Source organism: Bradyrhizobium sp. TM233 (assembly GCF_036247965.1).
GTDB lineage: Bacteria > Pseudomonadota > Alphaproteobacteria > Rhizobiales > Xanthobacteraceae > Bradyrhizobium > Bradyrhizobium ottawaense.
The window spans coordinates 755866-780482 of record NZ_BTIG01000003.1; the positions used below are offsets into that span (position 1 = coordinate 755866).

23 protein-coding genes are annotated in these 24617 nt (G+C 64.8%); 9 read left to right on the forward strand and 14 right to left on the reverse strand.

Going from position 1 to position 24617, the window contains the following annotated elements:
* Window positions 1-877: 877 nt before the first annotated feature.
* A complete protein-coding gene (locus AABA86_RS10530) occupies window positions 878-1660 on the reverse strand; it encodes an enoyl-CoA hydratase/isomerase family protein (protein ID WP_338306658.1) in 783 nt (260 codons plus the stop codon).
* Between the two features lie 168 nt (window positions 1661-1828).
* On the opposite strand from AABA86_RS10530, the gene AABA86_RS10535 reads away from it, so the two are divergent.
* Window positions 1829-3220 (forward strand): caspase family protein, encoded by a 1392-nt coding sequence (locus AABA86_RS10535; protein WP_338306659.1) that lies wholly within the window; start codon window positions 1829-1831, stop codon window positions 3218-3220.
* On the opposite strand, the gene AABA86_RS10540 is transcribed toward AABA86_RS10535, so the two are convergent.
* Window positions 3217-5307: a molybdopterin oxidoreductase family protein gene (locus AABA86_RS10540; protein ID WP_338306660.1), complete on the reverse strand. Its 2091-nt coding sequence runs from the start codon at window positions 5305-5307 to the stop codon at window positions 3217-3219. The two genes, AABA86_RS10535 and AABA86_RS10540, sit on opposite strands and share 4 nt — an antisense overlap.
* 235 nt (window positions 5308-5542) lie before the next feature.
* Between AABA86_RS10540 and AABA86_RS10545 the strand changes: the two genes are divergently transcribed.
* The 4 genes from AABA86_RS10545 to AABA86_RS10560 are packed head-to-tail and all read left to right on the forward strand — an operon-like array spanning window position 5543 to window position 9826.
* Window positions 5543-6517, forward strand: coding sequence for a Bug family tripartite tricarboxylate transporter substrate binding protein (locus tag AABA86_RS10545; protein ID WP_338306661.1), 975 nt, complete (start codon window positions 5543-5545; stop codon window positions 6515-6517).
* Window positions 6518-6531: 14 nt separating this feature from the next.
* Window positions 6532-7002 (forward strand): (2Fe-2S)-binding protein, encoded by a 471-nt coding sequence (locus AABA86_RS10550; protein ID WP_338306662.1) that lies wholly within the window; start codon window positions 6532-6534, stop codon window positions 7000-7002.
* Between the two features lie 2 nt (window positions 7003-7004).
* On the forward strand, window positions 7005-9131 hold the full coding sequence (locus tag AABA86_RS10555) for a xanthine dehydrogenase family protein molybdopterin-binding subunit (RefSeq protein ID WP_338306737.1): 2127 nt from the start codon (window positions 7005-7007) through the stop codon (window positions 9129-9131).
* The gene (locus AABA86_RS10560) at window positions 9128-9826 is read left to right on the forward strand and encodes a molybdate ABC transporter substrate-binding protein (RefSeq protein WP_338306663.1); all 699 of its coding nucleotides are present in this window, start codon (window positions 9128-9130) and stop codon (window positions 9824-9826) included. Before AABA86_RS10555 ends, AABA86_RS10560 begins: the two co-directional genes overlap by 4 nt.
* Before the next feature lie 13 nt (window positions 9827-9839).
* Here AABA86_RS10560 and AABA86_RS10565 read toward each other — a convergent pair whose 3' ends face one another.
* From AABA86_RS10565 to AABA86_RS10580, 4 genes are all read right to left on the reverse strand, one after another.
* A complete protein-coding gene (locus AABA86_RS10565; RefSeq protein WP_338306664.1) occupies window positions 9840-10646 on the reverse strand; it encodes an SDR family NAD(P)-dependent oxidoreductase in 807 nt (268 codons plus the stop codon).
* Window positions 10647-10667: 21 nt separating this feature from the next.
* Window positions 10668-11960, reverse strand: a complete 1293-nt coding sequence (locus AABA86_RS10570) for a TRAP transporter large permease (RefSeq protein WP_338306665.1) — start codon at window positions 11958-11960, stop codon at window positions 10668-10670.
* A complete protein-coding gene (locus AABA86_RS10575) occupies window positions 11951-12502 on the reverse strand; it encodes a TRAP transporter small permease (protein WP_212250135.1) in 552 nt (183 codons plus the stop codon). Before AABA86_RS10575 ends, AABA86_RS10570 begins: the two co-directional genes overlap by 10 nt.
* 65 nt (window positions 12503-12567) lie before the next feature.
* Window positions 12568-13539, reverse strand: coding sequence for a TRAP transporter substrate-binding protein (locus AABA86_RS10580; RefSeq protein WP_212250137.1), 972 nt, complete (start codon window positions 13537-13539; stop codon window positions 12568-12570).
* Between the two features lie 292 nt (window positions 13540-13831).
* On the opposite strand from AABA86_RS10580, the gene AABA86_RS10585 reads away from it, so the two are divergent.
* A complete protein-coding gene (locus AABA86_RS10585) occupies window positions 13832-14608 on the forward strand; it encodes a cyclase family protein (protein ID WP_338306738.1) in 777 nt (258 codons plus the stop codon).
* A 10-nt stretch (window positions 14609-14618) separates the two neighbouring features.
* Here AABA86_RS10585 and AABA86_RS10590 read toward each other — a convergent pair whose 3' ends face one another.
* From AABA86_RS10590 to AABA86_RS10600, 3 genes are all read right to left on the reverse strand, one after another.
* A complete protein-coding gene (locus tag AABA86_RS10590; RefSeq protein ID WP_028142565.1) occupies window positions 14619-15347 on the reverse strand; it encodes a Crp/Fnr family transcriptional regulator in 729 nt (242 codons plus the stop codon).
* A gap of 274 nt (window positions 15348-15621) precedes the next feature.
* A complete protein-coding gene (locus AABA86_RS10595) occupies window positions 15622-15750 on the reverse strand; it encodes a hypothetical protein (protein WP_283806129.1) in 129 nt (42 codons plus the stop codon).
* A gap of 97 nt (window positions 15751-15847) precedes the next feature.
* Window positions 15848-16561: a helix-turn-helix domain-containing protein gene (locus tag AABA86_RS10600; RefSeq protein WP_338306666.1), complete on the reverse strand. Its 714-nt coding sequence runs from the start codon at window positions 16559-16561 to the stop codon at window positions 15848-15850.
* 153 nt (window positions 16562-16714) lie between these two features.
* Here AABA86_RS10600 and AABA86_RS10605 point away from each other — a divergent pair, with 153 nt between their 5' ends.
* Window positions 16715-17032 carry a c-type cytochrome gene (locus AABA86_RS10605; RefSeq protein ID WP_212250149.1) on the forward strand — a complete coding sequence of 106 codons (318 nt, stop codon included), beginning with the start codon at window positions 16715-16717 and terminating at the stop codon, window positions 17030-17032.
* A 6-nt stretch (window positions 17033-17038) separates the two neighbouring features.
* Here the strand turns inward: AABA86_RS10605 and AABA86_RS10610 are convergent, their stop codons facing one another.
* From AABA86_RS10610 to AABA86_RS10620, 3 genes are read right to left on the reverse strand one after another with little or no spacing between them, the layout of a single operon-like run.
* Complete coding sequence (locus tag AABA86_RS10610; RefSeq protein ID WP_338306667.1) at window positions 17039-18142, reverse strand: ABC-type transport auxiliary lipoprotein family protein; 1104 nt, start codon at window positions 18140-18142, stop codon at window positions 17039-17041.
* Window positions 18143-18145: 3 nt separating this feature from the next.
* Window positions 18146-18913 carry an ABC transporter ATP-binding protein gene (locus tag AABA86_RS10615; RefSeq protein WP_212250158.1) on the reverse strand — a complete coding sequence of 256 codons (768 nt, stop codon included), beginning with the start codon at window positions 18911-18913 and terminating at the stop codon, window positions 18146-18148.
* Window positions 18914-18915: 2 nt separating this feature from the next.
* Window positions 18916-20052: an ABC transporter permease gene (locus AABA86_RS10620; protein ID WP_212250160.1), complete on the reverse strand. Its 1137-nt coding sequence runs from the start codon at window positions 20050-20052 to the stop codon at window positions 18916-18918.
* Between the two features lie 174 nt (window positions 20053-20226).
* Here AABA86_RS10620 and AABA86_RS10625 point away from each other — a divergent pair, with 174 nt between their 5' ends.
* Window positions 20227-20502 (forward strand): hypothetical protein, encoded by a 276-nt coding sequence (locus AABA86_RS10625; protein WP_028142571.1) that lies wholly within the window; start codon window positions 20227-20229, stop codon window positions 20500-20502.
* Window positions 20503-20991 (forward strand): hypothetical protein, encoded by a 489-nt coding sequence (locus tag AABA86_RS10630; RefSeq protein ID WP_028142572.1) that lies wholly within the window; start codon window positions 20503-20505, stop codon window positions 20989-20991. It begins immediately after the preceding gene.
* Window positions 20992-21002: 11 nt separating this feature from the next.
* Here AABA86_RS10630 and AABA86_RS10635 read toward each other — a convergent pair whose 3' ends face one another.
* The gene (locus AABA86_RS10635; RefSeq protein ID WP_212250162.1) at window positions 21003-23696 is read right to left on the reverse strand and encodes a bifunctional acetate--CoA ligase family protein/GNAT family N-acetyltransferase; all 2694 of its coding nucleotides are present in this window, start codon (window positions 23694-23696) and stop codon (window positions 21003-21005) included.
* A 66-nt stretch (window positions 23697-23762) separates the two neighbouring features.
* A complete protein-coding gene (locus tag AABA86_RS10640) occupies window positions 23763-24602 on the reverse strand; it encodes a universal stress protein (RefSeq protein WP_338306668.1) in 840 nt (279 codons plus the stop codon).
* Window positions 24603-24617 lie beyond the last annotated feature (15 nt).

A 24617-nucleotide genomic window follows, 5' to 3' on the forward strand; every position in this document is an offset into this window, starting at 1 on the left:
ATCCACCCTACGACACCTACAAGCCCTTGCGCCACCCGACGGGCGAAACCCCCATCGCTCGGTCAACCGTCACACCCCAAAATATTCGCATTTACAGAATTTCTGATTTATCGCATTCTCGCTCCGTCCTGATCCCGTGACAAGGGGCGGTCGTACGTCGTCACGAACCGCGGATCGGGTTGCGGTGGACGCTGGGCAGCGCCGTCGCGGATGTGAGACGCAGGGCGGGGCGATGGATTGAGCCGACCCCCGTGAGCGTCCCGCAAGCCGCGTTGTACGAACGGCGCTCGATGCCTGCCAGCCCTTGGGCGAAGACGCCCGGGGGTGAAGCGGGAAGCCTGCGTACGGCAAAACCGCGTGGTCCTGGCCGTCGTTGCTACGGTCAAGCCTCTGCGAATGCGGCGTCGCTTCAACCGAGGCGCGTCCGTGACTTTCGCGGAAGTGACGGAGGCAAGACAGAACTCGTCTCCGGGGAGAGCGCGCATAAGCCGTCAAACCATTGCGCGGGGAAGGCCGGATGTTCGGCTGCCCTGTACTTCTCCTGTGCCTTGCGTGTGCATCATTCTTGCACGGGAGTCTTGCGGGTGCCAGCCGGCACCCGGCCTTCCCTGCGCCCTTTCTTCTGAGAGGGCGTGAAGCGAGAGCAAACCCCGGGCGAAATGCGCCGCGGGAAGGCGAAGGCGTGTTTGCTGTTTGAGATGTGAAGTTGGTTGAGCACACCCTCGTGCCCCGGACGCAGCGCAGCGCCCCTTCGGCGGTGCGCTGCAGAGCCGGGGCCCATGCCCCCGCATTCTCCCGTGCCGCCTTCTGGGTCCCGGCTCTGCGCCGCAACGCCAAGAGCGTTGCAGCGCGTCCGGGACACGAGAGCGAGCCCCCCTCACCGTCCCGTCCAGACCGGCTTTCTCTTCTCGCTGAACGCTTTCAGCCCTTCCTTGGCGTCCTCGGTCATGGCGAGCAGCGCGATCTGGCTTTCGGTGTAGGCGATGCTCTCGTCGAACGACATCGAGGCGATGGCGCGCATGGCGTATTTGCCGCGGCGGATCGCGGTCGGGGACTTGTCGACGATGCGGCCGATCAGCCAGTCGACCTTGGCATCGAGCTCGGCGGTGGGAACGACGTAGTTGAGCAGGCCGGCAGCCTGCGCCGCCTTGGCATCGAACGGCTCGCCGGTGAGCGCCCATTCGTTGACGAGGCGCGGCGGCGCAATGTTCTGCAACAGGCTCAGCACCTGCATCGGGAACACGCCGACCTTCACCTCCGGCAGGCCGAAGACGACGTGATCGGCCGCGACCGCCATGTCGGTCATGCAGAGCAGGCCCATGCCGCCGGCCATGCAGACGCCGCCGACCCGCGCAATCGCCGGTTTGGTGGCGTTCTGTGACAAACGTAACAGATCGGCATAGTCGACATTTGGTTTGGAATGATCCATCGCGAAAGCCGCGCCGGAATTCTGCAGATCGGCGCCCGCGCAGAACGCCTTGTCGCCCGCGCCCGTCAGCACGATGACGCGGACGTCCTTGTCGTCGTGCGCGTCACGATAGCCTTTGATGATGCCGGCGATGACCTCGCCGTTCAGCGCGTTGCGTTTCTCCGGCCGGTTGATGGTGATCCAGAACGCCTGCCCGCGCTTCTCTGTGATGATTGCTGTGGTGTCGGTCATGCTACGCTCGCTTCCATGCCATCCGTTTTGCAGCCATTTGCGGCAGGACGGGCGGCGCGCGCAAGGGCAATCTGCAACGCCGTGTCACCATAGCGTGTGGGCGCAAATTCGCTTGGCGATTGAATTGCGGGTGACGGCCGCTATCCTGACTGGAGATTTTGATCACCGATGAGCCATTTCATGCGCGCCGCGATGATTTTGTTGCTGACAGGCCTGCTTGCGCTGGGCGCAGGCCGCGCAAGCCACGCGGCTGATGCTGCGAAACTTGCGCTGGTGATCGGCAACGCCAGATATCCCGACAACGAGTTCGTGCTGAACGACGTCGCCAACGACGCCCAGGACGTCACTGAGGAATTGAAGCGCGACGGCTTCGTCGTCGACCGGCAGAACAATCTCACGGCCGACGCCATGCGGCAGGTGCTGGATCGCTTCTATGCCCGCATCGAACGCGGCGCTGTGGCGCTGATCTTCTTCGACGGTTTTGCCATCCAGTCCAACCGGCAGACCTATTTGCTCCCCGTCGACGCTCAGATCTGGACCGAGCCGGATGTTGCACGCGACGGCTTCAGCCTCGACACCATCCTCGCCGAGATGAACACGCGCGGCGCTGCGATCAAGATCGCGCTGATCGACGCCTCGCGCCGCAACCCGTTCGAACGGCGCTTCCGCCGCTATTCGGCGGGCCTTGCACCGGCGATCGCGCCGAGCAATTCGCTCGTGCTGTACTCCGCCGCGCTCGGTGCGGTCGCGGCCAGCGGCAAGACCGAGCATGGCCTGTTCGTCGCCGAGCTGCTGCGCGAGATGCGCGCACCGAACATCAGCGCCGAGCAGGCCCTGACCAACACCAAGAACGGCGTCGTCGCCGCCACCAAGCGCGAACAGGTGCCGTGGCTGTCGTCCTCGCTGACCACGGAATTCTCGTTCGCAGGTTCGGTGACGCGGCCGCCCGACAACAAGGCCGGCGACCCGGCCAAGCCGGAGCCTCAGAAACCCGAGCCGCAGAAGCCGGTCTGCGAGGCACCGCAGGCAGAGCCGCCCCCGAACACCGAGGATCTCGCCAGGGATCCCGTCATCGCCGATCTCAGCCGCAAGATCGCGGCGAACGCCAATGACGTCGCCTCGCGCTACAAGCGCGGCCAGGTCTATGCGATCAAGCGCGGCTACGCGCTCGCCATGCAGGATTTCGACCTCGTGATCCGCAAGAATCCCAGGGACGGCGAGGCGCTCAACAATCGCTGCTGGACGCGCGCTGCGACCGGCGACCTGCAGGGGGCGCTCGCCGACTGCAATCTGGCGCTGCAGATCGATCCCGGCTTGAGCGATGCGCTCGACAGCCGCGGGCTCGTCAACCTCAAGCTCGGCCGGACCGCCGAGGCGATCAAGGACTACACCGACGCGATCCAGCGCAACCCGCGCTCCTCATCGTCGCTGTTCGGCCGCGGCATCGCCACCCGCAAGAACGGCGGCGACGGTGCCACGGACATCGCGCAGGCGAAGTCGATGAACCCGAACATTGCGAAGGAGTTCGCAGGCTACGGTGTCTCGGAGTGCATCCCCTAGACGGTGGCGGCCTTCCTGATCCAGACCTTGTTGTCGTGGAACGCGGCCCCGCCGATCGGCGCGACGGTTTCGGCACCGGTCAGCATGTTGATGCCGCGGCCGCCGATGTGGTTCTTGTTGGGATGAACGGACTCCGCGATCAGAACGCCGCGCCGTACACCGTCGAACAGCGTCGCCACCAGCGTGGTCTCGCCGCGGGTGTTGCCGAGTGTCACGGCATCGCCGTCGGCGATGTCGAGCGCGGCCGCATCCAGGGGATGGATCATCACGCTCGCCCTGCCCTCGCGCGCCTGCGAGGACGGCGTCTCGTTGAAGGTCGTGTTGAGGAAGCTGCGCGAGGGGCTGGTCGCAAGCCGAAACGGATGGGCCTGGTCGGTCTGCTCGATCACGGCCCAATGGTCCGGCAATGCCGGCATCTTGTCGAAGTCACCCATCGTGACGCCGAACGGCGGATGCGCCCAATCGGCTTTGAAGTGGAATTTCCCGTCGGCATGGGCAAAGCCGTCGAGAAAATGCGAGGTGCGGAAGTCCGGTTGCAGGTCGCGCCAGATGTCGGCTTCGAGGCCGCCGATATCGCCGTGGTCGCTCAGCTTCAACGTCGCGTCGATCAATTCGCGCGGCGTCATCTCGAAGCCCTGATGCCTCGCACCGAGCCGCGGCGCCAGCGCCTGCAAGACCTCGTGATTGGAGCGGCATTCGCCGGGCGGGTCGATCAGCTTCGCACCCACCGAGATGTGCTGGTGGCCGCCGCCGTAATAGAGATCGTCGTGCTCCATGAACATGGTCGCCGGCAGCACGATGTCGGCCATCTCTGCCGTCTCGGTCATGAACTGCTCATGCACCGCGACGAACAGATCCTCGCGCGCAAAGCCCTGCCGGACCAATGCCTGCTCCGGGGCCACCGTCATCGGATTGGTGTTCTGGATCAGCATCGCCTTGACCGGCCCCTTGCCGCGCAAGGCCTCGGCATCGCCGGTCAGGATGCGGCCGATCTTGGACTGGTCGAGCGCGCGGATGTTCTGGTCGACGGCGTCGTGGCCCTCGATGATGGATTCGTTGAAATGCCACAGCGCGTAATTGTTGAAGAAAGCGCCGCCGCCTTCATATTGCCAGGCGCCGGTCACCGCGGGAATGCAATTTGCCGCGTGCATCTGCGTGGCACCGTTGCGGCTGCGCGTAAAGCCGTAGCCAAAGCGGAAGAAGGTGCGCTTGGTCTCGCCAACCGCTTTCGCGAAGGCCTCGATTTCGGCCACCGGCACGCCGCAAATCGCGGACGCCCATTCCGGCGTGCGCGTCATCAGATGCGCCTCGAGCTCGGCCGGGCAGTCGGTGTATTTGTCCAGGTAGGCGCGGTCGGCGTAGCCGTCGCGGAACAGGACATGCATCACGCCGCAGGCAAAGGCGCCGTCGGTGCCGGGCCGCAGGATGACCCTGATGTCAGCCTGCTTCATGGTCTCGTTGTCGTAGATGTCGACCGCCGCGATTTTCGCGCCGCGCTCCTTGCGCGCTCTCGACGCGTGCGTCATCACGTTGACCTGGGTGTTGACGGGATTGGTGCCCCAGATCACGACGAGGTCGGACAGCGCCATCTCGCGCGGGTCGACGCCGGCGATCTTGCCGGTGCCGATCGCAAAGCCGATGCGCGCGACATTGGCGCAGATGGTCTGATAGAAGCGCGAATATTTCTTCACATGCGTGAGACGGTTGAGTCCATCCCGCATCACGAGGCCCATCGTTCCGGCGTAGTAATAGGGCCAGATCGATTCCGCGCCGAACTCGTGCTCGGCCTCGTTGAAGCGATGCCCGATCTCGTCGAGCGCCTCGTCCCACGAAATGCGCGCGAACTGACCGGAGCCCTTCGCACCCGTTCGGCGCATCGGGAATGTCACCCTCTCGGGGTGATGGATGCGCTCGGCATAGCGGGCGACCTTGGCGCAGACGACGCCGGCCGTGTAGGTCTGCTTTTTCGAACCACGGACACGACCGATGCTGCGGCCTTCGACCACCTCGACATCGAGGGCGCAGGCCGACGGGCAATCATGCGGGCAGGTCGAATGGCGGATTTCGATTTTGGCGTGCTGGTTCATGTCCCAGTTCGTAACACCAAAATACCAGCCAGCCGAGCGCATTTATCCGGCAAGGCCCATGCGATTTGCTCAAGGCGCACGCGCCGCGGGTTCCTGCTGCAGGCGCGAAACGCGGCGCAATCACACCGAAAACCACCCGATATTCCCGGCCCAATCGCCTTTGTGAGGCGTCGACAGTCCGCATTCCCTGCCGCTACAGTGCCGGCCAACAAAGAACGATATCAGGGAGGTGGGCATGATGGCCCGAAGATCCGTGCTGACATTGGCGGCCGGCCTGCTCGCTGTAGTCTCCGCAGCCCCCTCATTCGCACAGGATTATCCCAGCCATTCGGTCCGGATCGTCGTGCCGTTCGGCGCCGGCGGGCCGGCCGACGTCGCCGCCCGGCTGATCGGCAACGTGCTCCAGGAGCGTTTTGGTCAGCCCTTCGTGGTCGAGAACCGCACCGGCGCCGGCGGCGTCATCGGCACCGTGGAAGCTGTGAAGTCGCCGGCCGACGGCTACACGCTGCTGATGATGTCCAACACCCAGACCGCGAATGAATCGCTGCTGACCGCGGACAAGCGCAAATACGAATTGATGCGCGACCTCGCGCCGATCGCGCCGGTGAATTATTCCGATCTCGTCATCGTTGTGAACCCGCAAGTCCCAGTGAAGACGCTGGCCGAGTTCGTCGCACTTGCCAAAGCGCAGCCGGGCAAGCTGAACTACGCTTCCTCCGGACAGGGCACGCCCTACCACATGGCGGGTGAGCTGTTCAAAGCCATGGCCGGCATCGATGTCGTGCACGTTCCCTATCGCAACAGCGGCGAGGCGCGCAGCGGCGTGATCGGCGGACAGGTGCAGATGATGATCGACGCGGTGCCGGCGATGGCGCCGAACATCAGCGAAAATCAAGTTCGCGCGCTCGCAACCACCGGCAAGCAGCGTTCGACCGTGCTGCCGAACGTGCCGACAGCAGGCGAAGCCGGTGTAGCAGGCTATGAGGCGACCATCTGGCTCGGCCTGATGGCGCCGGCCGGCACACCGAAGCCCGTGATCGACAAGCTCAACGCCGCCGTCAACGCAATGGTGAAGCGGCCCGACATCGTCAAGCTCTGGACAGAACAGGGCGCCCTGCCCATGTCGATGACGCCGGAACAGTTCGACAAATTCCTGCGCGGCGACATCGAGAAATGGGCCGACGTCGTCAAGAAGTTCGACAAGTCCTGAGGCCGCAGAGCGCAATGCCCACCATCCAATTCCAGCTCAATGGCGCGACCGCCGTCGTCGAAGCCGATTCTGACCAGGCGCTGCTCGATGTGCTCCGCGGCCGGCTCGGCGTCACCGGTCCGCATTTCGGCTGCGGCGCCGGTGAGTGCGGCGCCTGTCACGTCATGGTCGGTGACCGCGCGATGACCTCCTGCGACATGCCGATGTGGTCGGTCGCCGACAAGGACGTCGTCACGGTGGAAGGCCTCGGCACGGCAGAGCAACCACATCCGCTGCAACGCGCCTTCATCTCCGAACAGGCGATGCAGTGCGGCTATTGCGTCGCGGGGATTCTTGTCAGCGCCGCGGCGCTGCTGAAGCGCAATCCGTCACCGACGGAGGCAGAGGTCAGATCCGCGCTGGATCGCAATCTGTGCCGCTGCGGGTCGCATAATCGCATGGTCCGCGCCGTGCTGCGGGCGGCGGCGGAGATGGCTGCGTCATGAGCATGCCATCCCCTGCCCCGAAGCTGCCGGTGAGTCTTGTTGCCAATCCCAAGCTGTCGTCCTGGGTGCGGTTCACCGATGACGGCCGTGTGGCGATCTCGCCCGGCAAGGTCGAGATCGGCCAGGGCATCGTTACGGCGCTGGCGCAGATCGCGGCGGACGAGCTCGACGTCGAGATCGGCCGCGTTGACATGATCCGCACCTCGACGGCGATGAGCCCGAACGAGGGCGTCACCTCGGGCAGCCTCTCGATCCAGCAATCCGGCCGCGCGCTGCGCCAGGTCTGTGCCGAGGTGCGCCAGCGCTTCCTTCGCGCGGCATCGGAACGTCTCGGCGTCGATGCATCGCTGCTCGATGTCGATGACGGCATTATCTCTGGTCCCGGCAATGTCAGGACCAGCTATTGGGAGTTGATGGACGAGGTCTCGCTCGACCACGACGCCACCGCAGCCCCGACAGCGAAAAGTGCCGCCAAGCGCACCATCGCCGGACACGCGGTCCAGCGCGTCGACATTCCCGACAAGGTGTTCGCACGGCCGCGCTTCATCCACGACCTTGCGCTGCCGGGACTGCTGCACGGACGCGTGCTGCGGCCGGATGTCTCGGGCGCCAGATTGGTCGCACTCAATGAGGAGGCTGCGCGCGCGGTCCCCGGCATCGTTGCGATCGTCCGCGACGGCGGCTTTACCGGCGTCGTCGCCAACAACGAGGCGGCGGCGGAAGCCGCACTCAAGGCCTTGCGCAAGGGCGCGACATGGTCGGCCGGCGAGCCGCTGCCGAATGAAGACGATCTGGCGGGCTTCCTGAAGAGCCAGCCCGTCGAGACCACCATCATCGATACCAGGATGGCGGAGCCGACGCGCAAGCCAGTCCAGGCCCTGCGCCGGCAATACACCCGCCCCTACATCGCCCATGCGTCGATCGCGCCCTCCTGCGCCATGGCGCAATGGGACGGCGATCATGTCCATGTCTGGACGCACAGCCAGGGCGTCTATCTGCTCCGCACCGATCTTGCGATCGTGCTGAAGCTGCCGGCCGAGAGCATCGTCGTCGAGCACATCGAGGGCGCGGGCTGCTATGGACACAATGCGGCCGACGACGTCGCGATCGATGCCGTGTTGCTGGCGAAAGCCGCCAACGGACGTCAGGTTCGGGTACAGTGGTCACGCCACGACGAGATGTCCCATGCGCCGTTCGGCGCGGCGATGGCCATCGAGATCGAGGCCGATCTCGACGCCGACAACGAGATCGCCGGCTGGCGCCACGCGATCTGGAGCAACGGCCATGCGGCGCGGCCGGGACGCGCGGCGCAGCCGGCGCTGCTCGCGGCAACAGAGATCGCAAATCCGTATCCCCGCATGATCTCGACCAACCCGCCGGCTGCCAATGGCGGCGGCGGCGACCGCAACTCCGTTCCGCTCTATGACTTCCCGGCCTGGACCATCACCAGCCACCGGCTGCTGACCATGCCGGTGCGCACCTCGGCGTTGCGGACGTTGGGCGGACAAGGCAATGTGTTCGCCATCGAGTCCCTGCTCGACGAGATCGCAGCCCTGCGCGGCGAAGATCCGATCGCATTCCGCTTGCGGCATCTGCGCGACGAACGGGCGCGCGCTGTCGTCAGCGCTGCGGCGCGACGTGCCGGATGGAAGCCGCAGCAACGATCGGGCATCGGTCATGGCGTCGGCTTTGCCCGCTACAAGAATACGGGCGCCTATTGCGCTGCCATCGCCGAAATCGAGGGCGCCGACGACGTCCGCGTCAAGCGACTGACGCTTGCGGTCGATGTCGGCGAAGCCATCAATCCGGACGGCGTCGTCAACCAGATCGAGGGCGGCGCGATCCAGGCGACGAGCTGGGTGCTGAAGGAGCGCGTCCGCTTCGACCGCACCGGCATCACCTCGACCTCCTGGACGGACTATCCGATCCTGACCTTCAGCGAGGTGCCGGCCGTGGACGTCGAGATCATCCAGCGGCCGGAGATCGAGCCGGTCGGCGCCGGCGAAGCCGCGCACGGCCCGGTGACGGCGGCGATCGCCAATGCGGTGTATGACTGCCTCGGCGTGCGTGTGCGAGACCTGCCGATCACACGCGACAAGATCATTGCAGCGATGGAGCGTGCGCCTTGACGACAGTGAACGTTTTGAGCGGAGGCGCGGCACAAGGCCTGGTGCGCGGCGTCACCGACGCTTTCAAAGCGCAAACCGGCCTCGGTATCGACGGCGAATTCGGCGCGGTCGGCATCATGGCGGACAAGCTGCGCGCGGGAACACTGGCCGATCTCGTGATCCTGACGCAGGTGCTGCTTGCGAGGCTTGCCGAGGAGAAGCTCATCGTCCCCTCCTCGATTACGGATGTCGGCCGGGTCGAGACCGCGCTGGCGGTCCGCAGCCGCGATCCCAGGGTGATGGTGAAGACGGAGGCCGATCTGCGCGACGTGCTGCGCGGCGCCGATGCAATTTACGTCCCCGACACCAAGGCCTCGACCGCGGGCCAGCATTTCGCAAAAGTGCTGGATCAGCTCGGCATCGCCTATGAGGTGGCCTCCCGCCTCAAGATCTTTCCGAACGGTGCAACCGCAATGCGGGAGCTCGCGGCATCCGGCGCGGCAAAGCCGATCGGATGCACGCAGGCGACCGAGATCATCGCGACAGACGGTATTGCATTGTCGGGGGCGCTGCCGCCCGGCTGCGAACTCGTGACGATGTATACGGCCGGCGTGACAATGCAGGCAGCGCATCCGACAGAGGCGGCGGCGCTGATCGCGTTGCTGACCGGCGCAGATCGGAAGGACCTGCGCCAGCGCGCTGGCTTTACCGGCTAGAGCCGATGACGCCCTATTTGTGCAGCTGAGTGAGACCGGTCGGCGGGCCGTCGACGGCGGTCCAGCCGCCATCGACGAACAGCGTGCTGCCGCTGACATAGCTGGCGGCATCCGAAGCGAGATAGGCCACCGCGGTCGCGACCTCATCGGCGCTGCTCCAGCGGTTGAACACGGTATGGCCGGCGTAGAGATTATAGATGTCGGGCCGCTGCTTGAACGGGCCGGTCAACGCGGTCTCGGCGATGCTGGGTGCGATCGCGTTGACGCGTACGCCGGCATGGCCGACCTCGGAGGCAAAGCCCTTCACCAGCAGGCCGATCGCCGCCTTGGTCGAGCCGTAGACGCCGAGGCCTGGTTCGATGGTCACCGCGCGCACCGACGAGCAGGCGATGATGCTGCCGCCCTTTTGCGCGACCATGATGTGGCCGAACGCCTGGAAGAACCACACCGTGCCCTTGACGTTGAGGTTGAGAACGCGGTCGAGGTCCTCCTCGGTGTAGTCGAGGATGGTCTTGCGGATGTTGAGCCCGGGCGTCGTCACCGCGATGTCGAGCCGGGGAAATTTCTGCATCACGGTTTTGGCGAGCGCGTTGACGTCCGCCGCGCTCGCGGCGTCACAGCTGGCTGCTTCCGCCCAGCCGCCCTTGTCCCGAATCCCGGCGGCGGTCGCCTCCGCTGCCTCAAGCGCGCGATCGGCGCAGACGACGCGGGCCCCGAGCCCAGCCAGCGCCTCGGCCGACGATTTGCCGATGCCCGATGCGGCGCCGAGCACCACGGCCGTCTTGCCGGTGAGATCAAAGAGCTTGCGATAGTCAGTCACTGATAGCTTCTCCTGTAGCTGCTAGCCCTTGTAACCCATCAGCAGGCGGGGCAGCCACAGCGAGAATGCAGGCACGTAGGTCACGAACATCAGTGCTGCGATCAGCGCGGCGTAGAACGGCATGATGGTGCGCATCACCGCGCCGACCGAGATGCCGCCAATGGCGCAACCCACGAACTGAGTCGTTCCGACCGGCGGGGTGTTCAAACCGAGGGCGCAGTTGATCAGCATCAGCATGCCGAACTGCACCGGATCCATGCCCGCCTTCATCGCAATCGGCAGGAAGATCGGGGTGCAGATCAGGATGGTCGCGGCCATGTCCATGAAGGTGCCGAGCACGAACAGGATGACGTTGATGAGCAGGAAGATGACCCAGGGCTGGGTGGAGACCTTGCTCATCAGGTCGCCGGCGAAGTCGGCCACCTCGTACAGCCCCATCAGGTACTGGAACATGGTGGATACGCCGATCAGCAGCAGCACCACGCCCGTCGTCTTCACGGCCTTGGCGGCGGCGCGCAGGAAGTTCGGCAAGGTCATGGTGCGGTAGATGAAGAAGGTCAGCAGGATCGTGTAGGTGACCGCGACGGCCGCGGATTCGGTCGCGGTGAACACGCCGGACAGGATGCCCGCCAGGATGATGCCGACGATCAGAAGGCCGGGCAGAGCGGCTGCGAACGAGCGAAAAACCTCGGGCCAACCCGGGAACTTGCCGGCCGGATAGCCGCGCTTCACGGCGACCGCGTAAGCGGCGACCAGCATGCACACCATCAGCACCAGCGCCGGCAGGAGGCCGGCGGCGATCAGCGCGCCGATCGAGACCTTGCCGCCGGCGGCGAGCGCATAGATGATCATGTTGTGACTGGTCGGCATCAAGGCTCCCACCAGCGACGCATGGGTGGTGACATTGACGGCGTAGTCGGTGTCGAACCCCTCCTTTTTCATCATCGGGATCATCACCGCGCCCATCGCCGACACGTCGGCCACGGGCGATCCGGAGACGCCGCCGAACAGCGTGCAGGCGACCACGTTCGACATGCCGAGCCCGCCGCGGATGTGACCGACGAGATTTTTGGCAAGCTGCACGATCTTGTCGGCGACGCCGCCGTGCAGCATCAGCTCACCGCTGAAGACGAAGAACGGGATGGCGAGGAACGAGAAGATGTTCATCCCCGACATCATCTGCTGGAAGATGACGGCGACCGGCAGGCCCTCGTAGAGGATGGTGCAGATCGCCGAGAGACCGATCGCGAAGGCAACGGGGACGCCGAGGATCAGGAAGCCGAAAAACGTGGCGCCGAGGATGATCAGTTCCATGAGGGGACGACCTCTTCGCCGCGCAAGAGAGCAATGATATGCTCGATTGAAAAGGAGACGATCAGGACGCCGGAGGCGATCAGCGGGACGTAGCGGATGACCTCAGGGAGGCCGAGATTGGGAATCTTCACGGTCCCCACGGATGCGCCGAGAATCCAGCCGTTATAGGCCATCGCGACGCCAAACGCGGCCACCAGGACGTGGATGACGAGCTCGATCTTCTCTCGCGCGTGATCCGGAAGCATCACCAGCAGGCTGTCCATGCCGATGTGTCCGGCATCGCGCACGCCGACGGCGGCGCCGATCAACGTGACATACAGGATGAGGACCAGCGCGAGGTTCTCCGTCCAGGTCGGGCTCGAATTGAGCACGTAACGTCCGAACACCTGGTAGAACACGACGGTGACGATGACGAGCAATCCGGTCACGGACAGATACATGCCGGCGCGAGCAACGGGGGCGTTGATCCGCGACAGCAAGCCGGTCGCCGGGCGTGCGGCGACCGCCCCCTGCTCGTGGTCTGCGACGTGTGGGTCTGTCATTCCCGCGTCTCCTTGCGAGGGTCCGGTGCCGCCTTCGCGGCGACGCCGGACCCGACGCTGTGGTCTTACTTCGTGTCCTGGATACGCTTGACGAGGCCCTGCAGCTTTTCGTCACCCGCAAACTTCTGGTACACCGGCTTCATCGCGTCGACGAATTCCGCCTTGTTGGCGATCGTCACGACCTGAACGCCGGCGGCCTCGACCGTCTTGCGGGACGCCTGCTCACGCTCATCCCAGAGCTTGCGCATGACGGGCACCGATTCCTTGGCGGCCTTGCGGATCATGGCCTGATCCTCCTTGCTCAGCGTGTCCCAGACCTTCTTGGACATCACCAGAACTTCGGGCGCCAGGGAGTGCTCGGTGATGTTGTAGAACTTGGCGGCCTCGAAATGGCGCGACGACTCGTAAGAGGGCCAGTTGTTTTCGGCGGCATCCACCAGGCCGGTCTTGAGCGCGGTATAGACCTCGCCATACGGCATCGGCGTCGGGTTGGCGCCGAGGCTCTGGATCATGCCGACCCACAAATCGGACTGCTGGACGCGAATCTTCAGACCCTTCAGATCCGCGAGCGACTTGACCGGCGCCTTCACGGTGTAAATGGACCGGGCGCCGCTGTCGTAATAGGCAAGGCCGACCAGTCCCGCGGGCTCCATCGCCGCCAGGATCTCATCGCCGATCGGCCCGTCGAGGACGGTGCGCATGTGCTGGGTGTCGCGGAAGACGAACGGCAGGCACAATGCGATGGTTTCCGGCACGAAGTTGTTGAGCGGCGACGCGTTGATCCGCATCATGTCGAGCGCGCCGATCTTGAGTTGCTCGATGGTATCCTTCTCGGAGCCCAGGGCTCCGTTGGGAAACACCTTCACGCCGAGCTTGCCGCCGCTCGCCGTCGCGAGCTGCTTGCCCATGAACTTGACGGCCTCGACGGTCGGATAATCTGCCGGATGGATGTCGGCGGAGCGGAAGTCGCGTGCGGTCGCCAGCGGCGCTGAGAGCACCAATGCAACGGCTGCGATGATACCGGTGAGTGTCTTCATCTGGGCTTCCTCCTGGGTTGATTATGTCGTTGTCGGCAGGCTGCAGGCCGCCTTGGGTCGCTCCCCTTCAGGTGTGAAGTCAAGCGCCAATGTCGTCCCTAGGGCGCGCGGCATTCCATGTCCAAGCCAAATCCGGCATTGATCGATGCAGCAGTTGCATCGATCAATCTGGCGCAATTCGCGTCGTTGTGGAAGCCGGCGGGACGGCTTGCGTCGCCGGCACGTGACTTGACGCGACCAAGAGAGGCCCCTCAAGATGTCCGAAACAGCGGACTATCTCGAAGGAATGCCCATGCCGCGGAAGCTGATCGATATCTCGGTGCCGCTCAGAAACGACGTGACGGCCGATCCGCCGGGCAACCATCCGACCATCCAGTACATCGATCACCAGCAGGGCCTGCCCCGCATGCTGCAGTTTTTCGACGGTCTCAAGGCGCAGGATTTGCCTGATGGACAGGGCTGGGCGGTCGAGCAGGTCTCGCTGTCGACCCATAACGGCACGCATCTCGATGCGCCCTGGCACTTCCATCCGACCATGAACCGCGGCGAGCGGTCATGGACGATCGACGAGGTGCCGCTGGAATGGTGCTTTCAGCCCGGCGTGAAGCTCGACTTCCGGCATCTGCCCGACGGCTACGTGGCGAGCGCCGATGACGTCGAGAAGGAGCTGAAGCGCATCGGGCACACGCTGTCGCCGCTGGAGATCGTGGTCGTCAACACCAGTGCCGGCGCAAAATTCGGTCAAGACGAATACGTCAATTCCGGCTGCGGCATGGGCTATGAAGCCACCATGTATCTGCTCGAACGCGGCGTGCGGCTGACCGGTACGGATGGCTGGAGCTGGGATGCGCCGTTCCTCTACACCGCAAAGAAATATGCCGAGACAAAAGATGCCGGCCTGATCTGGGAAGGCCACAAGGCGGGACGACACATCGGCTACTGCCATCTGGAGAAACTGCACAATCTCGACCAGCTGCCCTCGACCGGCTTCACGGTCTCGTGCTTTCCGGTGAAGATCGAACGCGCCTCCGCGGGCTGGACCCGCGCGGTCGCCATCATCGATGGCTAAGCGTACGCGCTCACTCGCCGTCGAGGCCGCTCTCGGCGAGTTCGCGCAGCGCATCCGTATCGAGCACGACGATGGCGCCGTGCTCGAGGCGAACCCAGTTGCGGCCGGCCCAGGCGCGCAATTGCTTGTTGATGCTCTCGCGCGTCATCCCCACCATCTCGCTGATCTCCTGCTGCGTGATGGCGAGCGTGCCGCTGCCGGAATCGAACTTGCGCTCCTCGGTGAGACCGAGCAGCGCGCTCGCCAGCCGCCCCGGCAGATTTTGCAGGATCACCTGCTCGACCTGCTGGCTGGTCCAGCGCAGACGGGCGCAGAGCAGCTCGATGAATTTCATCGCCAGCGCCGGCTGGCTCTTCACGAACGGGAGGAAGTCCCGGCGATCGATGATGTAGAGCTCGCAATTGGTGTTGGCGGTCGCATCGGCCGACCTCGGAGCGCCGTCGAGCACCGCGATCTCGCCGAAGATCTCGCCGGGACCGATCAGATTGAGAATGGCGTTCCGTCCATCGGGCGACGAGGAAGAAATCTTCACTGTCCCCGTGATCACCGCGAACAGATTGTTGCCGGGATCGCCCTTGGCAGCAATCGTCGCGCCGCGCTTCACGGTGGTGTGCTTGGCGTAGCGGCAAAGCTGATCGAGCGCTTCCGGCTCCAGATCCGCGAAGATCGGGTGCTTGCGCAGGACCGATAGTTTGTTGCCCGCCGACTGTCGGGGGTCGCCGGTCTTGTCCTGAGGCACGCCGCGGGGCTCCTAAGACTGCGAGGCACTGGGGTTCCTGCGTAGTCAACGTTATCAGGCTTTTCAACCGGAAAGCACGCGCGAGATTTGTGGCAAATGCCGCGAAAATGCCGCGGTCGAGCCGGAAGTCCGCATCCGAAGGATGCGCCGATGCGTTTTGATCGATGCAGAGTTGCAGGCAGCGCAAGCCCGCTTGCGTTAAGGCGCTGGCGACGGCCAAGCCGGGCGAGCGTCGGCTGTTGGCGCGTCTGAGCGGATTAAGAGCTCAGGAGCTTCAGCGCTTGGAATCCGGATCGAGCCGGCCTGCACTGGTTTGCCGGTCTGCCCAAGCCAGGGCTGCGGCGAATGCGACGAAGATCGCGACGACGACGATGGTCACCAGCAACGCATCAGCGGGCATCATGCACCTCCCGGATTGTTTGGGGCATTATTTATTTTGCTGCATCCGTCCGGCGTCATTGATCTCGATCAAAAACGTCGGGGGCGTTGCGGACGGACGATCAGGCTGCGGCCAGCGCCTCGGCTCGGGCAGGATCGAGCAGGCTGATGCCGCCGTGAATGATCTCGATCACGCCGTGACGCTCCAGCTTGGTGAAGGTGCGGCTGACGGTTTCGATGGTCAGGCCGAGATAGTCGGCGATGTCCTGACGGCTCATCGGCAGCGGAACCGTGTCGGACAGCCCCTTGAGCGCGACCTGCCGTTCACGCCAGCCGAGCAGAAAAGTCGCAACCTTCTCGTCCGCCGAGCGGCGGCCGAGCAGGACCATATGGTCGCGCGCCTGGCTCAATTCCCGGATGGCCAGCTCGTTGATCCGCTTGAGCAGCTGCGGCCGGTCTTCGATGAACCGGCCGAAGGGCGCCTTGGCGAACTGGCACACGGTTACTGCGCCGATCGCATCGGCCGAAAAATTGTGCCGGCCGGATATGTTCATCCCCAGGAAATCGCCGGGCAAGGCAAAGCCGACGATCTGCCGCCGGCCGTCGGGCAGCAGCTTGTACAGCCGCATGACGCCTTCGAGGACGTTGTAGAACGAGGTCGTCATGTCCTCCTCGGAGAACACGGTCTCGCCGGAATCAAAATGAACGCGGCGTCCGAGATGCTCGAATTCCCTGAGTTCGGCGGCATCCAGCGACGAACAAACCGCCGCTCCGCGTACGGCGCACTCGCTGCAAAAATGTCCGTTCGGCTCAATCGTGACCACGGAAGGCTTCATCCACCGCTCCCCGCGCCGGCTGCTCCCGACACCGGGCCGAGTCCACCGCGCCGGTGCATTTTACTGCACTGCGCCAAAGCCAATTGACAGAGATCAAATTTGAGTGGCATCCCCGTCATATTCTGCTTCCAGAGTTCGACGGGACCACTTTCCATGCTGCAAGCCGCCCTGCGTCACGGCCTGATTGGGCTGCTTCTGCTCACACCTGCCCTGGCGGCCCCGACCGCCGAACAACGCGGCAAGACCTTCGCACGGGCCAATTGCGCACGCTGTCACGCGATCGACCGCGCCTCCCAAAGCCCGCTCAAGATCGCGCCTCCGCTGCGCACGCTGCACCAGCGTTATCCGATCGAGACCCTTGGTGAGGCGCTGGCCGAAGGGATCTACACCGGTCATGCCGACATGCCGGCCTTCGAGCTCAGTCCGGACCAGATCCACGACCTTCTGTCCTACCTGAAGACGCTGGAATAGACGGCGTCACACCGCCTGCACGGTCCACCCGATCAGCTCCTTGGCGATGCGGGCAAAGGCCGTATCGAAGGCAGCGACGGCCGCGGCCGGCTCGACCTTGTCGAGCTTTTCGCTGGTCTCGACCAGGCGCGATGCCACCACCTTGCCGGTCTTGTCGACGATCCGCGCCGACAGTTCGATCTCCACCCGTGTCTCGCCCTCCGTGGCGATCCGAAAGCGCCGGATGTCGATCAGGAGCTGGTAATCCGCCTGACCGAGGTCGCTCGTGCGCAGCGGGGCGTGGGCGATGTCGTAATTCTCGAAGCTATCGATCAGGCGCGCCTGCACCAGTTTCGGAATGCTGTCGGCCCAGAGGAAATCCGCAAAGCCCGGTCTGTCCCCGACGGGCGCGAACAGCATGCGCTGGGTCTGCAGCATTGCGACCGCACTCGGCTCGGGAATGGCCAGTGACGCCGAGAGCGTCTTGCTGGCCAGCCCGAGGTTCTGCGGCGTGTGAAGGTCGTAGGTAATCTTCTGCGCTGGAGCGCCGCCGCCGGTCATCTTCTCCAGGCCCGCAATAATGCCGTCGAGCTTGCCGGTGTTGCGCGCGAGGCCGTCGGAGAACGTCTTGAAATTCGCAATGGTGTCCTTCAGCGGGCCGGAATTGTCCTGAAGCACCGTGTCGACACGCCGCAGCGCATCGCGCGCCGCCTGCGTCATGCTCTGGCCGGCGCCGGCATCGGCGATCAAGGTCACGGGCTCGCCGGCTTTGGCGACGATCGCGCCGCCTTCCAACGTCACCACCGGCACGCCGGTCAGGCCCTGGAATTCGAGACCGACCCTGGTGTCGGAACGCACCGGCGTGGCGGCCGCAACCGAGATCGTCGCATTGACGAAACGCGGATTATCAGGCGCGAGCCCGAGCTGGGTCACCTCACCGACACGGATGCCGTTGAACAGCACGCCGGCGCCAACCAGCAGGCCTGGGACCGGCCCCTGGAATTGCACGTGGTAGTTCGTGCGCGGCCCGATGCCGCCGGTGTTGTTCAGCCAATAGACGAAGCCGAACACCGCGAGGATCGCGGCCAGCACGAAACTGCCGATCAGCACGTAGGGAGCGCGGGTTTCCATGTCTCATCTCATCTCGTGTTGCAGCATCTGCGAGCGCTTGCCGTGGAAATAGGCGCGCACCCAGGGATGCTCGGATTGCAGCAATTCGCGCATCGGGCCGATCGCCACGATCTTGCCGTCGGCCAGCGCGGCGACGCGGTCGCAGACCGTGGTCAGGCTCGCAAGGTCGTGGGTCACCATGAACACGGTCAGCCCCAGCGTCTTTTGCAGCGTCGTGATCAGCGCGTCGAAATCGCCGGCGGCGATCGGATCGAGGCCGGAGGTCGGCTCGTCCAGGAACAGGATCGGCGGATCGAGCGCGAGCGCGCGCGCCAGCGCCACGCGCTTGGTCATGCCGCCGGACAGCTCCGACGGATATTTGTCGGCGTCCTGGGCGCGCAAGCCGACCATCTCGAGCTTGGCGATCGCGATCTCGTCCATCAGCTCCTGCGACAGGACGAGATTTTCGCGTAAGGGAAACTGGACGTTCTGGCGGACCGTCAGCGAGGAGAACAGCGCGCCTTGCTGGAACAGGATGCCCCAGGTCGTGGCTGCGCCGCGACCGTGGCCGCCGGTGGGCTGTCCCATGACCTCGATGGTCCCGCCCTGGCGCGGGATGAGGCCGATGATGGTGCGCATCAGCACCGACTTGCCGCCGCCGGACGCCCCCACCAGCCCGAGAATCTCGCCGCGGCGAACGTCGAGCGACAGATGGTCGAGCACGGTCTGGCGGCCGAATCCGACCACGAGGTCACGGACGCGGATCGCGAACTCGTCCTGCGATACGTCCATCGTCACATTCCGATCGAGGCAAAGAAGATCGCAAACAGGCCGTCGAGGACGATCACCAGGAAGATCGACTTCACCACCGACGTCGTGGTCTGCCGCCCGAGCGACTCCGCGCTGCCCTTGACGCGCAAGCCCTCGCTGCAGGCCACGATTCCGATCACCAGCGCCATGAACGGCGCCTTCAGGATGCCCACCTCGAAATGGGTGACGGAGATGGCCTCATGCAGCCGCGCGATGTAGATCGCCGGCCCCATGTCGCCATAGAACTGCGCGACGAGACCGCCGCCATAGAGCGCGGCGACCGATCCGATGAAGGTCAGGATCGGCAGCGCAATGACCAGGGCCGCGACGCGCGGCAGAATCAGGACATCGACGGGATCTAGCCCCATGGTCGAGAGCGCGTCGATCTCCTCGCGCATCTTCATCGAGCCGAGCTCGGCGGTGTAGGCGCTTCCCGATCGTCCCGCGACCATGATGGCGACGATCAGCACGCCGAGCTCACGCAGCACCAGGATGCCGACCATGTCGACGGTGTAGGATTCCGCGCCGAACCTGCGGAAATGGAAGAAGCCCTGCTGCGCGATGATGGCGCCGATCAGGAAGGTGATCAGCGCGACGATGGGGATCGCCTGCCACCCGATGCGGTAGAGCTGATACACCAGGGACGTCAGCCGCAGCGAACCCGGCCGGCGCAGCACGCCGATCACGGCCATGAACAATGCGCCGAGCATCTGGAGGAAGATCGTGATGTCCTCCCGCGCGTCGGCCGTGGACTTGCCGAGATCGCCCAGCCTCGCCAGCACCGGATTGGGCGCAGCCGTCGGGGCCGGCGTGTGGCGGTTGACCTGGCGCACCTCATCCAGCAGCCCGCTGAAATGATCGGCGACGCCGACGAATTCGGCCGATCTGCCCGATGTTGCGGCCCTGCGCGACAGCTTTTCCAGGACCCAGGCACCGAGCGTGTCGAGCGCACTGACGCCCGACATGTCCAGGGTGACGACGCGCGAGCGATCGACGTCGGCACCGACCGACCGGGACAATGTCTCGAGCGTGACCACATTCGCGGCGGTCCAGGGCCCTTCGGGGCGCAAGTTCAGCACGTCGCCGGACGGCGTCGCGAGCAACAGCGGTTCGTGGTTCACGCTTCCACCTCATCGGGACAATCGGTCCCCATTCAGACGGTATTTCTAGGCCAGCATATGGCGCCCGGCTTGACCTGTCTCAAGAGCTGAACTGCGCTGCCGATTGACGCAAATCAAGCGCGATCGCGCGCGCGGGTCCTAGGCTTGCGTCCATTCAATGGGGATATCAAGTCCATGTTCGACAGCGACAGGATGAGCGAAGAATTGCGGGCGCTGAAGGTTGACGTCACACGCTTGCTGAGCACCGCCGGGGAGGAGATGTTTGAGAGCTCGAAGGACCGCGCCGAGGCACTCGCCGATCAGATCAGGGCGGCGCTGACCGAGCTCGGCGAGACCGTGGACGAAGAGCAGGCGCAGCTTCAGGGTCTCATTGCGGACCGTCCGATCACATCGCTCGCCTCCGCCTTCGCGCTCGGCGTCGTTGTCGGCTTCATGCTGAGGAGACACTAGGTGAATACCGAGAATGTGGTCAAACATCTGCGCGCGTTGTGGCGCACCGACAGGATCATCGCGGACATCAGGCTGCGCCATCTGCTGGTCGGCCTCGGCTTGCGTGCCTTTGCGGCGCTGATCGCGGCGTTCGGGCTTCTGATGCTGGAGCTGTCGGCCTATTTCGCGCTGGTGCAGATCTGGAGCGCGATTGCCGCGGCCGCCATCCTCGGCGCCGTCAATTTCGCCATCGCAGCCGCTCTGTTCGCGATCGCCGGCCGCGCTCCGTCAGGCCGCGATATCGAGCTTGCCAACGAAATTCACGACACCTCCATCGAAGCCCTTCAGCTCGAAGCGCGCGCGCTCCAGGCCCAGGTGTCGGGCGCGGTGCATCATCCGCTCAGCACGATCGTGCCGGTGCTGGTGCCGTTGATCGCGATCATCATCAGGAATCTGCGGACGACCGCCAAATCGTCCGGCGCGGCGAATTCGGCTGAAGCGCGCTCCTGAAGCAAGCGCGCTCACAGCTTCAATTTGACGTCGCAGATATCGGGCTCGGCCGGATCGGGCTTGACCTCGAAGCCCAGGTGCCGGCACATTTCGAGCATCACGGTGTTCTCCTTGAGCACGTCGCCCGATATGACTTTCAGCCCTTCCGACTTGGCGTAGTTGATGATGAGCTGCATGAGGGCCCAGCCGAGCCCCCTGCCCTTGAGATCGGACCGGAGCAGGATCGCGTATTCGCCGCTCTCGTAGATCGAATCCGAATGGAGCCGAACCACGCCGACCATTTCGCCGGTGGCCTCGTCGAAGGCGATGAAGGCCATCGCGCGCGCATAGTCGAGCTGGGTCAGGCGCGCGATGAACTCGTGGGTAAACTCCTTCATCGGCGCGAAGAAGCGCAGGCGAAGATCGTGCGGGGTGACGTGACGCAGGAATTCGTGGATGGTCGGCTCGTCCTCGGGGCGCATGGGCCGCACGAAGATGCGCCAGTCGTCCTTGAGCTTGAGGCGGCGCTCCCATTGCGACGGATAGGCGCGAACGGCGAAATTGGCCGGGCCGGAGCCGACGAACTTCCGCTGCGGCGGCCCGACCGCGACGCGGGCATCGACCGCAGTCACGCCGGTCTCGTCCGCCAGCAGCGGATTGATGTCGAATTCGCGGATTTCGGGAATGTCGGCCGCCATCTGCGCCAGCTTGACCAGCACCATGGCCACGGCGTCTTGCTTGACCGCGGGCACATCACGATAGGCCTTTAGAAGCCGCGACACGCGGGTGCGGTCGATCAGATCGCGAGCGAGCTGCAAGTCCAGCGGCGGCAGCGCCAGCGCCTTGTCGTTGATGATCTCCACCGCCGTGCCACCGCGGCCGAACACCACGACGGCGCCGAAAGTGGGATCGTCGGCAAGGCCCAGGATCAGCTCGCGCGCCTTCGCCTTGACGACCATCGCCTGGACGATGACGCCGCCGATGCGGGCCTCGGGCCGGAGCTTTCTCGCCCGGGCGAGAATGTCGGAGGTGGCCGCTCGCACGGCCTCCGGCGTCGTCAGATTGAGCACGACGCCGCCGACATCGGATTTGTGGATGATGTCGCGCGACATGATCTTCAGCACCACGGTGCCACCCTGCGCGAAGATTTCCTTCGCATAGGCCACCGCCTGCTCGACATCGGTCGCCGCATAGGTCGGCACCATCGCGATGTCGTAAGCTTCGAGCAGGTGCTTGATCTCGACCGGCTCGAGCCACTCACGGCCATCGGCGATCGCGGCGGTGACGATCTGCCTCGCCCCCCGAGCATCCGGCACGAACGTATCGGGCATCGCGGGGGGAACCTGGCTGAGCTCCTCCACCACTTCGCGGTGCCGGACCAGATACATGAAGCCGCGGACGGCATCGTCCTCGGTCGGATAGTTCGGCACACCGGCACTGGAGAGTGTCTGAATGATGTGCTGATCGGCTCCGACCCAGGCTGCCAATATCGGCTTCGCCCAGCTGCGGTGCTGCGCGCGATATTTGCCGACGAGCTCTGTCACGGTCGTGGCGATCTCGGCTGCCGAGGCGATCGCGGTTTGCACATTGAGGACGAGGACTGCGTCGTTGTCGGTGTCTGCGAGCAGCACCTCCAGCGCCGCTGCGTAGCGCGAGGCGTCAGCATCGCCCACGATGTCAACGGGGTTTGCACCGGACCAGGTCGGCGGCAGGGCCGCATCGAGCTTCTTGCGCGCCTCCGCCGAGATGGTCGCCGGAATGCCGCCGAGTTCGACCAGCCGGTCGATGGCAAGGACGCCGATGCCACCACCGTTGGTCAGGATGGCGAGACGCTTTCCCGTCGGCGATTCGACGCGGCCGAGTGTCTCGGCGCAATCGAACAGCTCGCGCAGGTCGGAGACCCGCAGGACACCCGCGCGGCGGAACGCCGCGTCATAGACCGCGTCCGCGCCGGCGAGCGCACCGGTATGCGTGGCAGCCGCCTTTGCGCCCTGCGCCATACGGCCGGATTTCACCACGACGACGGGCTTCACGCGCGCAGCAGCACGCGCTGCCGACATGAACTTGCGCGCGTCCTTGATGGATTCGATGTAGAGCAGGATCGCGCGCGTCTTGTGATCCATCGCGAAATAGTCGAGCAGATCGGCGATATCGACGTCGATCTGATCGCCGATCGAGACGATGCCGGAGAAGCCGACGCCGCGCTGTGCAGCCCAGTCGACCATGCCGGCAGCGATCGCGCCCGATTGCGAGATCAGCGCGAGGCTGCCCGCCCCCGGCATATGCGCGGCAAAGCTGGCATTCAGGCTGACCCCGGGCATCATGATGCCGAGACAATTCGGTCCGATCAGCCGCATGCCGTATTTGCGGGCCGCCGCGATTGCAGCCTCGTACAGAGATCCCGGTCCGTGGCCGAGCCCGGCCGAGACGATCAGCGCGCCCGCCGATCCGCGACGCCCGGCCTGGTCGATGATACCGGGAATCTCGCGCGCCGGCGCGGTGATGATCACGAGTTCGGGCACGAAGTCCAAGCCGTCCAGGCTCTTCACCGCCGCAACGCCGCCGATTTCGGCATGGCGTGGATTGACGAGGCCGAACTGCCCCTTGAATTCGGCCTTGTGAATGTTCTCCAGAACGGCGCGTCCGACTGAGACCGGACGGGCGCTCGCGCCGACGAGCGCAACTGAACGCGGCGCCAGCAGATTGTTGAGACGATAGGTTGACATGAAAGCAAATGCGCCGGGTCAACGGCGGTTCCGATGGTTGACGATCAGGCCGGGAAAATGGCGAGCCTAGTGCGAGATCATAACCCAGCATGGTGGCTGGCCAATGACGGTCTTTGTCACACCGCCCCACACGATCTCGTTCAGGCGTGAATGATGGTAGGCGCCCATCACGATCGCATCCATGCCATGGGAATTCGCCCAACTTCCCAGTACCTTGCCGATCGAGCTGCCGTTGCCGGTCACCGTTTCGAAGGAGGCATAGACCCCGTGTTCTCTCAGATGGTCGACGAGAGCCGCACCGGATTGCGCGACCGCGTCAGCCTTGTCCTCTGCGACCGTCACCACGCGGACCGAGGTCGCAGCCTGAAGAATCGGCAATGCGTCGCCGACCGCACGCGCCGCGCGGGCAGAATGATCCCAGGCGATCATGACGCTCTCGAATTCCGGCCGCAACTGCGCCGCATGCTGCTCCGGGCAGAGCAGCAGCGGTCGCCCGGATTCGAACAGGAGGGTTTCGATGATGTGCTCCGTTCGGCTGTCGTGCGGCGTCACGGGAAACAGCGTGAGATCGCTGAAACGGGCATGCTCGGCCAGGATCGCCGCGATCTGGTCCGCCGGCACCTTGCCCGTTCGGCTCTGGGCGCGAATGTTGGCGCGGGACGCCGCGTTGGTGAAGGCATCGAGGAGCTGCTGCGTCTCGTTCGCCTCACGCGAACTGCCAGCCTCCGCGGAATCGCGATCATGGGGCAGCATCACCTTCGGCCGCTCGAAAACGTCTTCCTCGAGCGCGAGCGCCGTGATCCTGGCGCCGAGGTCGGCGGCGACGGCGACGCATTTCTCGATCGCAACCAGGGCCGATCCGCGCGGCTGGCCGACAAGCGGCAGAAAGACATCCTTGATGGGCATCGGGATTCTCCTTGG

Coding starts and splice junctions, on each gene's coding strand:
- AABA86_RS10595 (WP_283806129.1), bottom strand. CDS start 15,750: ATGATGCCCGCTGATGCGTTGCTGGTGACCATCGTCGTCGTCGCGATC.
- AABA86_RS10570 (WP_338306665.1), bottom strand. CDS start 11,960: ATGGAACTGATCATCCTCGGCGCCACGTTTTTCGGCTTCCTGATCCTC.
- AABA86_RS10530 (WP_338306658.1), bottom strand. CDS start 1,660: ATGACCGACACCACAGCAATCATCACAGAGAAGCGCGGGCAGGCGTTC.
- AABA86_RS10600 (WP_338306666.1), bottom strand. CDS start 16,561: ATGAAGCCTTCCGTGGTCACGATTGAGCCGAACGGACATTTTTGCAGC.
- AABA86_RS10605 (WP_212250149.1), top strand. CDS start 16,715: ATGCTGCAAGCCGCCCTGCGTCACGGCCTGATTGGGCTGCTTCTGCTC.
- AABA86_RS10640 (WP_338306668.1), bottom strand. CDS start 24,602: ATGCCCATCAAGGATGTCTTTCTGCCGCTTGTCGGCCAGCCGCGCGGA.
- AABA86_RS10575 (WP_212250135.1), bottom strand. CDS start 12,502: ATGACAGACCCACACGTCGCAGACCACGAGCAGGGGGCGGTCGCCGCA.
- AABA86_RS10615 (WP_212250158.1), bottom strand. CDS start 18,913: ATGGACGTATCGCAGGACGAGTTCGCGATCCGCGTCCGTGACCTCGTG.
- AABA86_RS10555 (WP_338306737.1), top strand. CDS start 7,005: ATGCCATCCCCTGCCCCGAAGCTGCCGGTGAGTCTTGTTGCCAATCCC.
- AABA86_RS10580 (WP_212250137.1), bottom strand. CDS start 13,539: ATGAAGACACTCACCGGTATCATCGCAGCCGTTGCATTGGTGCTCTCA.
- AABA86_RS10535 (WP_338306659.1), top strand. CDS start 1,829: ATGAGCCATTTCATGCGCGCCGCGATGATTTTGTTGCTGACAGGCCTG.
- AABA86_RS10635 (WP_212250162.1), bottom strand. CDS start 23,696: ATGTCAACCTATCGTCTCAACAATCTGCTGGCGCCGCGTTCAGTTGCG.
- AABA86_RS10610 (WP_338306667.1), bottom strand. CDS start 18,142: ATGGAAACCCGCGCTCCCTACGTGCTGATCGGCAGTTTCGTGCTGGCC.
- AABA86_RS10540 (WP_338306660.1), bottom strand. CDS start 5,307: ATGAACCAGCACGCCAAAATCGAAATCCGCCATTCGACCTGCCCGCAT.
- AABA86_RS10545 (WP_338306661.1), top strand. CDS start 5,543: ATGATGGCCCGAAGATCCGTGCTGACATTGGCGGCCGGCCTGCTCGCT.
- AABA86_RS10585 (WP_338306738.1), top strand. CDS start 13,832: ATGCCGCGGAAGCTGATCGATATCTCGGTGCCGCTCAGAAACGACGTG.
- AABA86_RS10550 (WP_338306662.1), top strand. CDS start 6,532: ATGCCCACCATCCAATTCCAGCTCAATGGCGCGACCGCCGTCGTCGAA.
- AABA86_RS10625 (WP_028142571.1), top strand. CDS start 20,227: ATGTTCGACAGCGACAGGATGAGCGAAGAATTGCGGGCGCTGAAGGTT.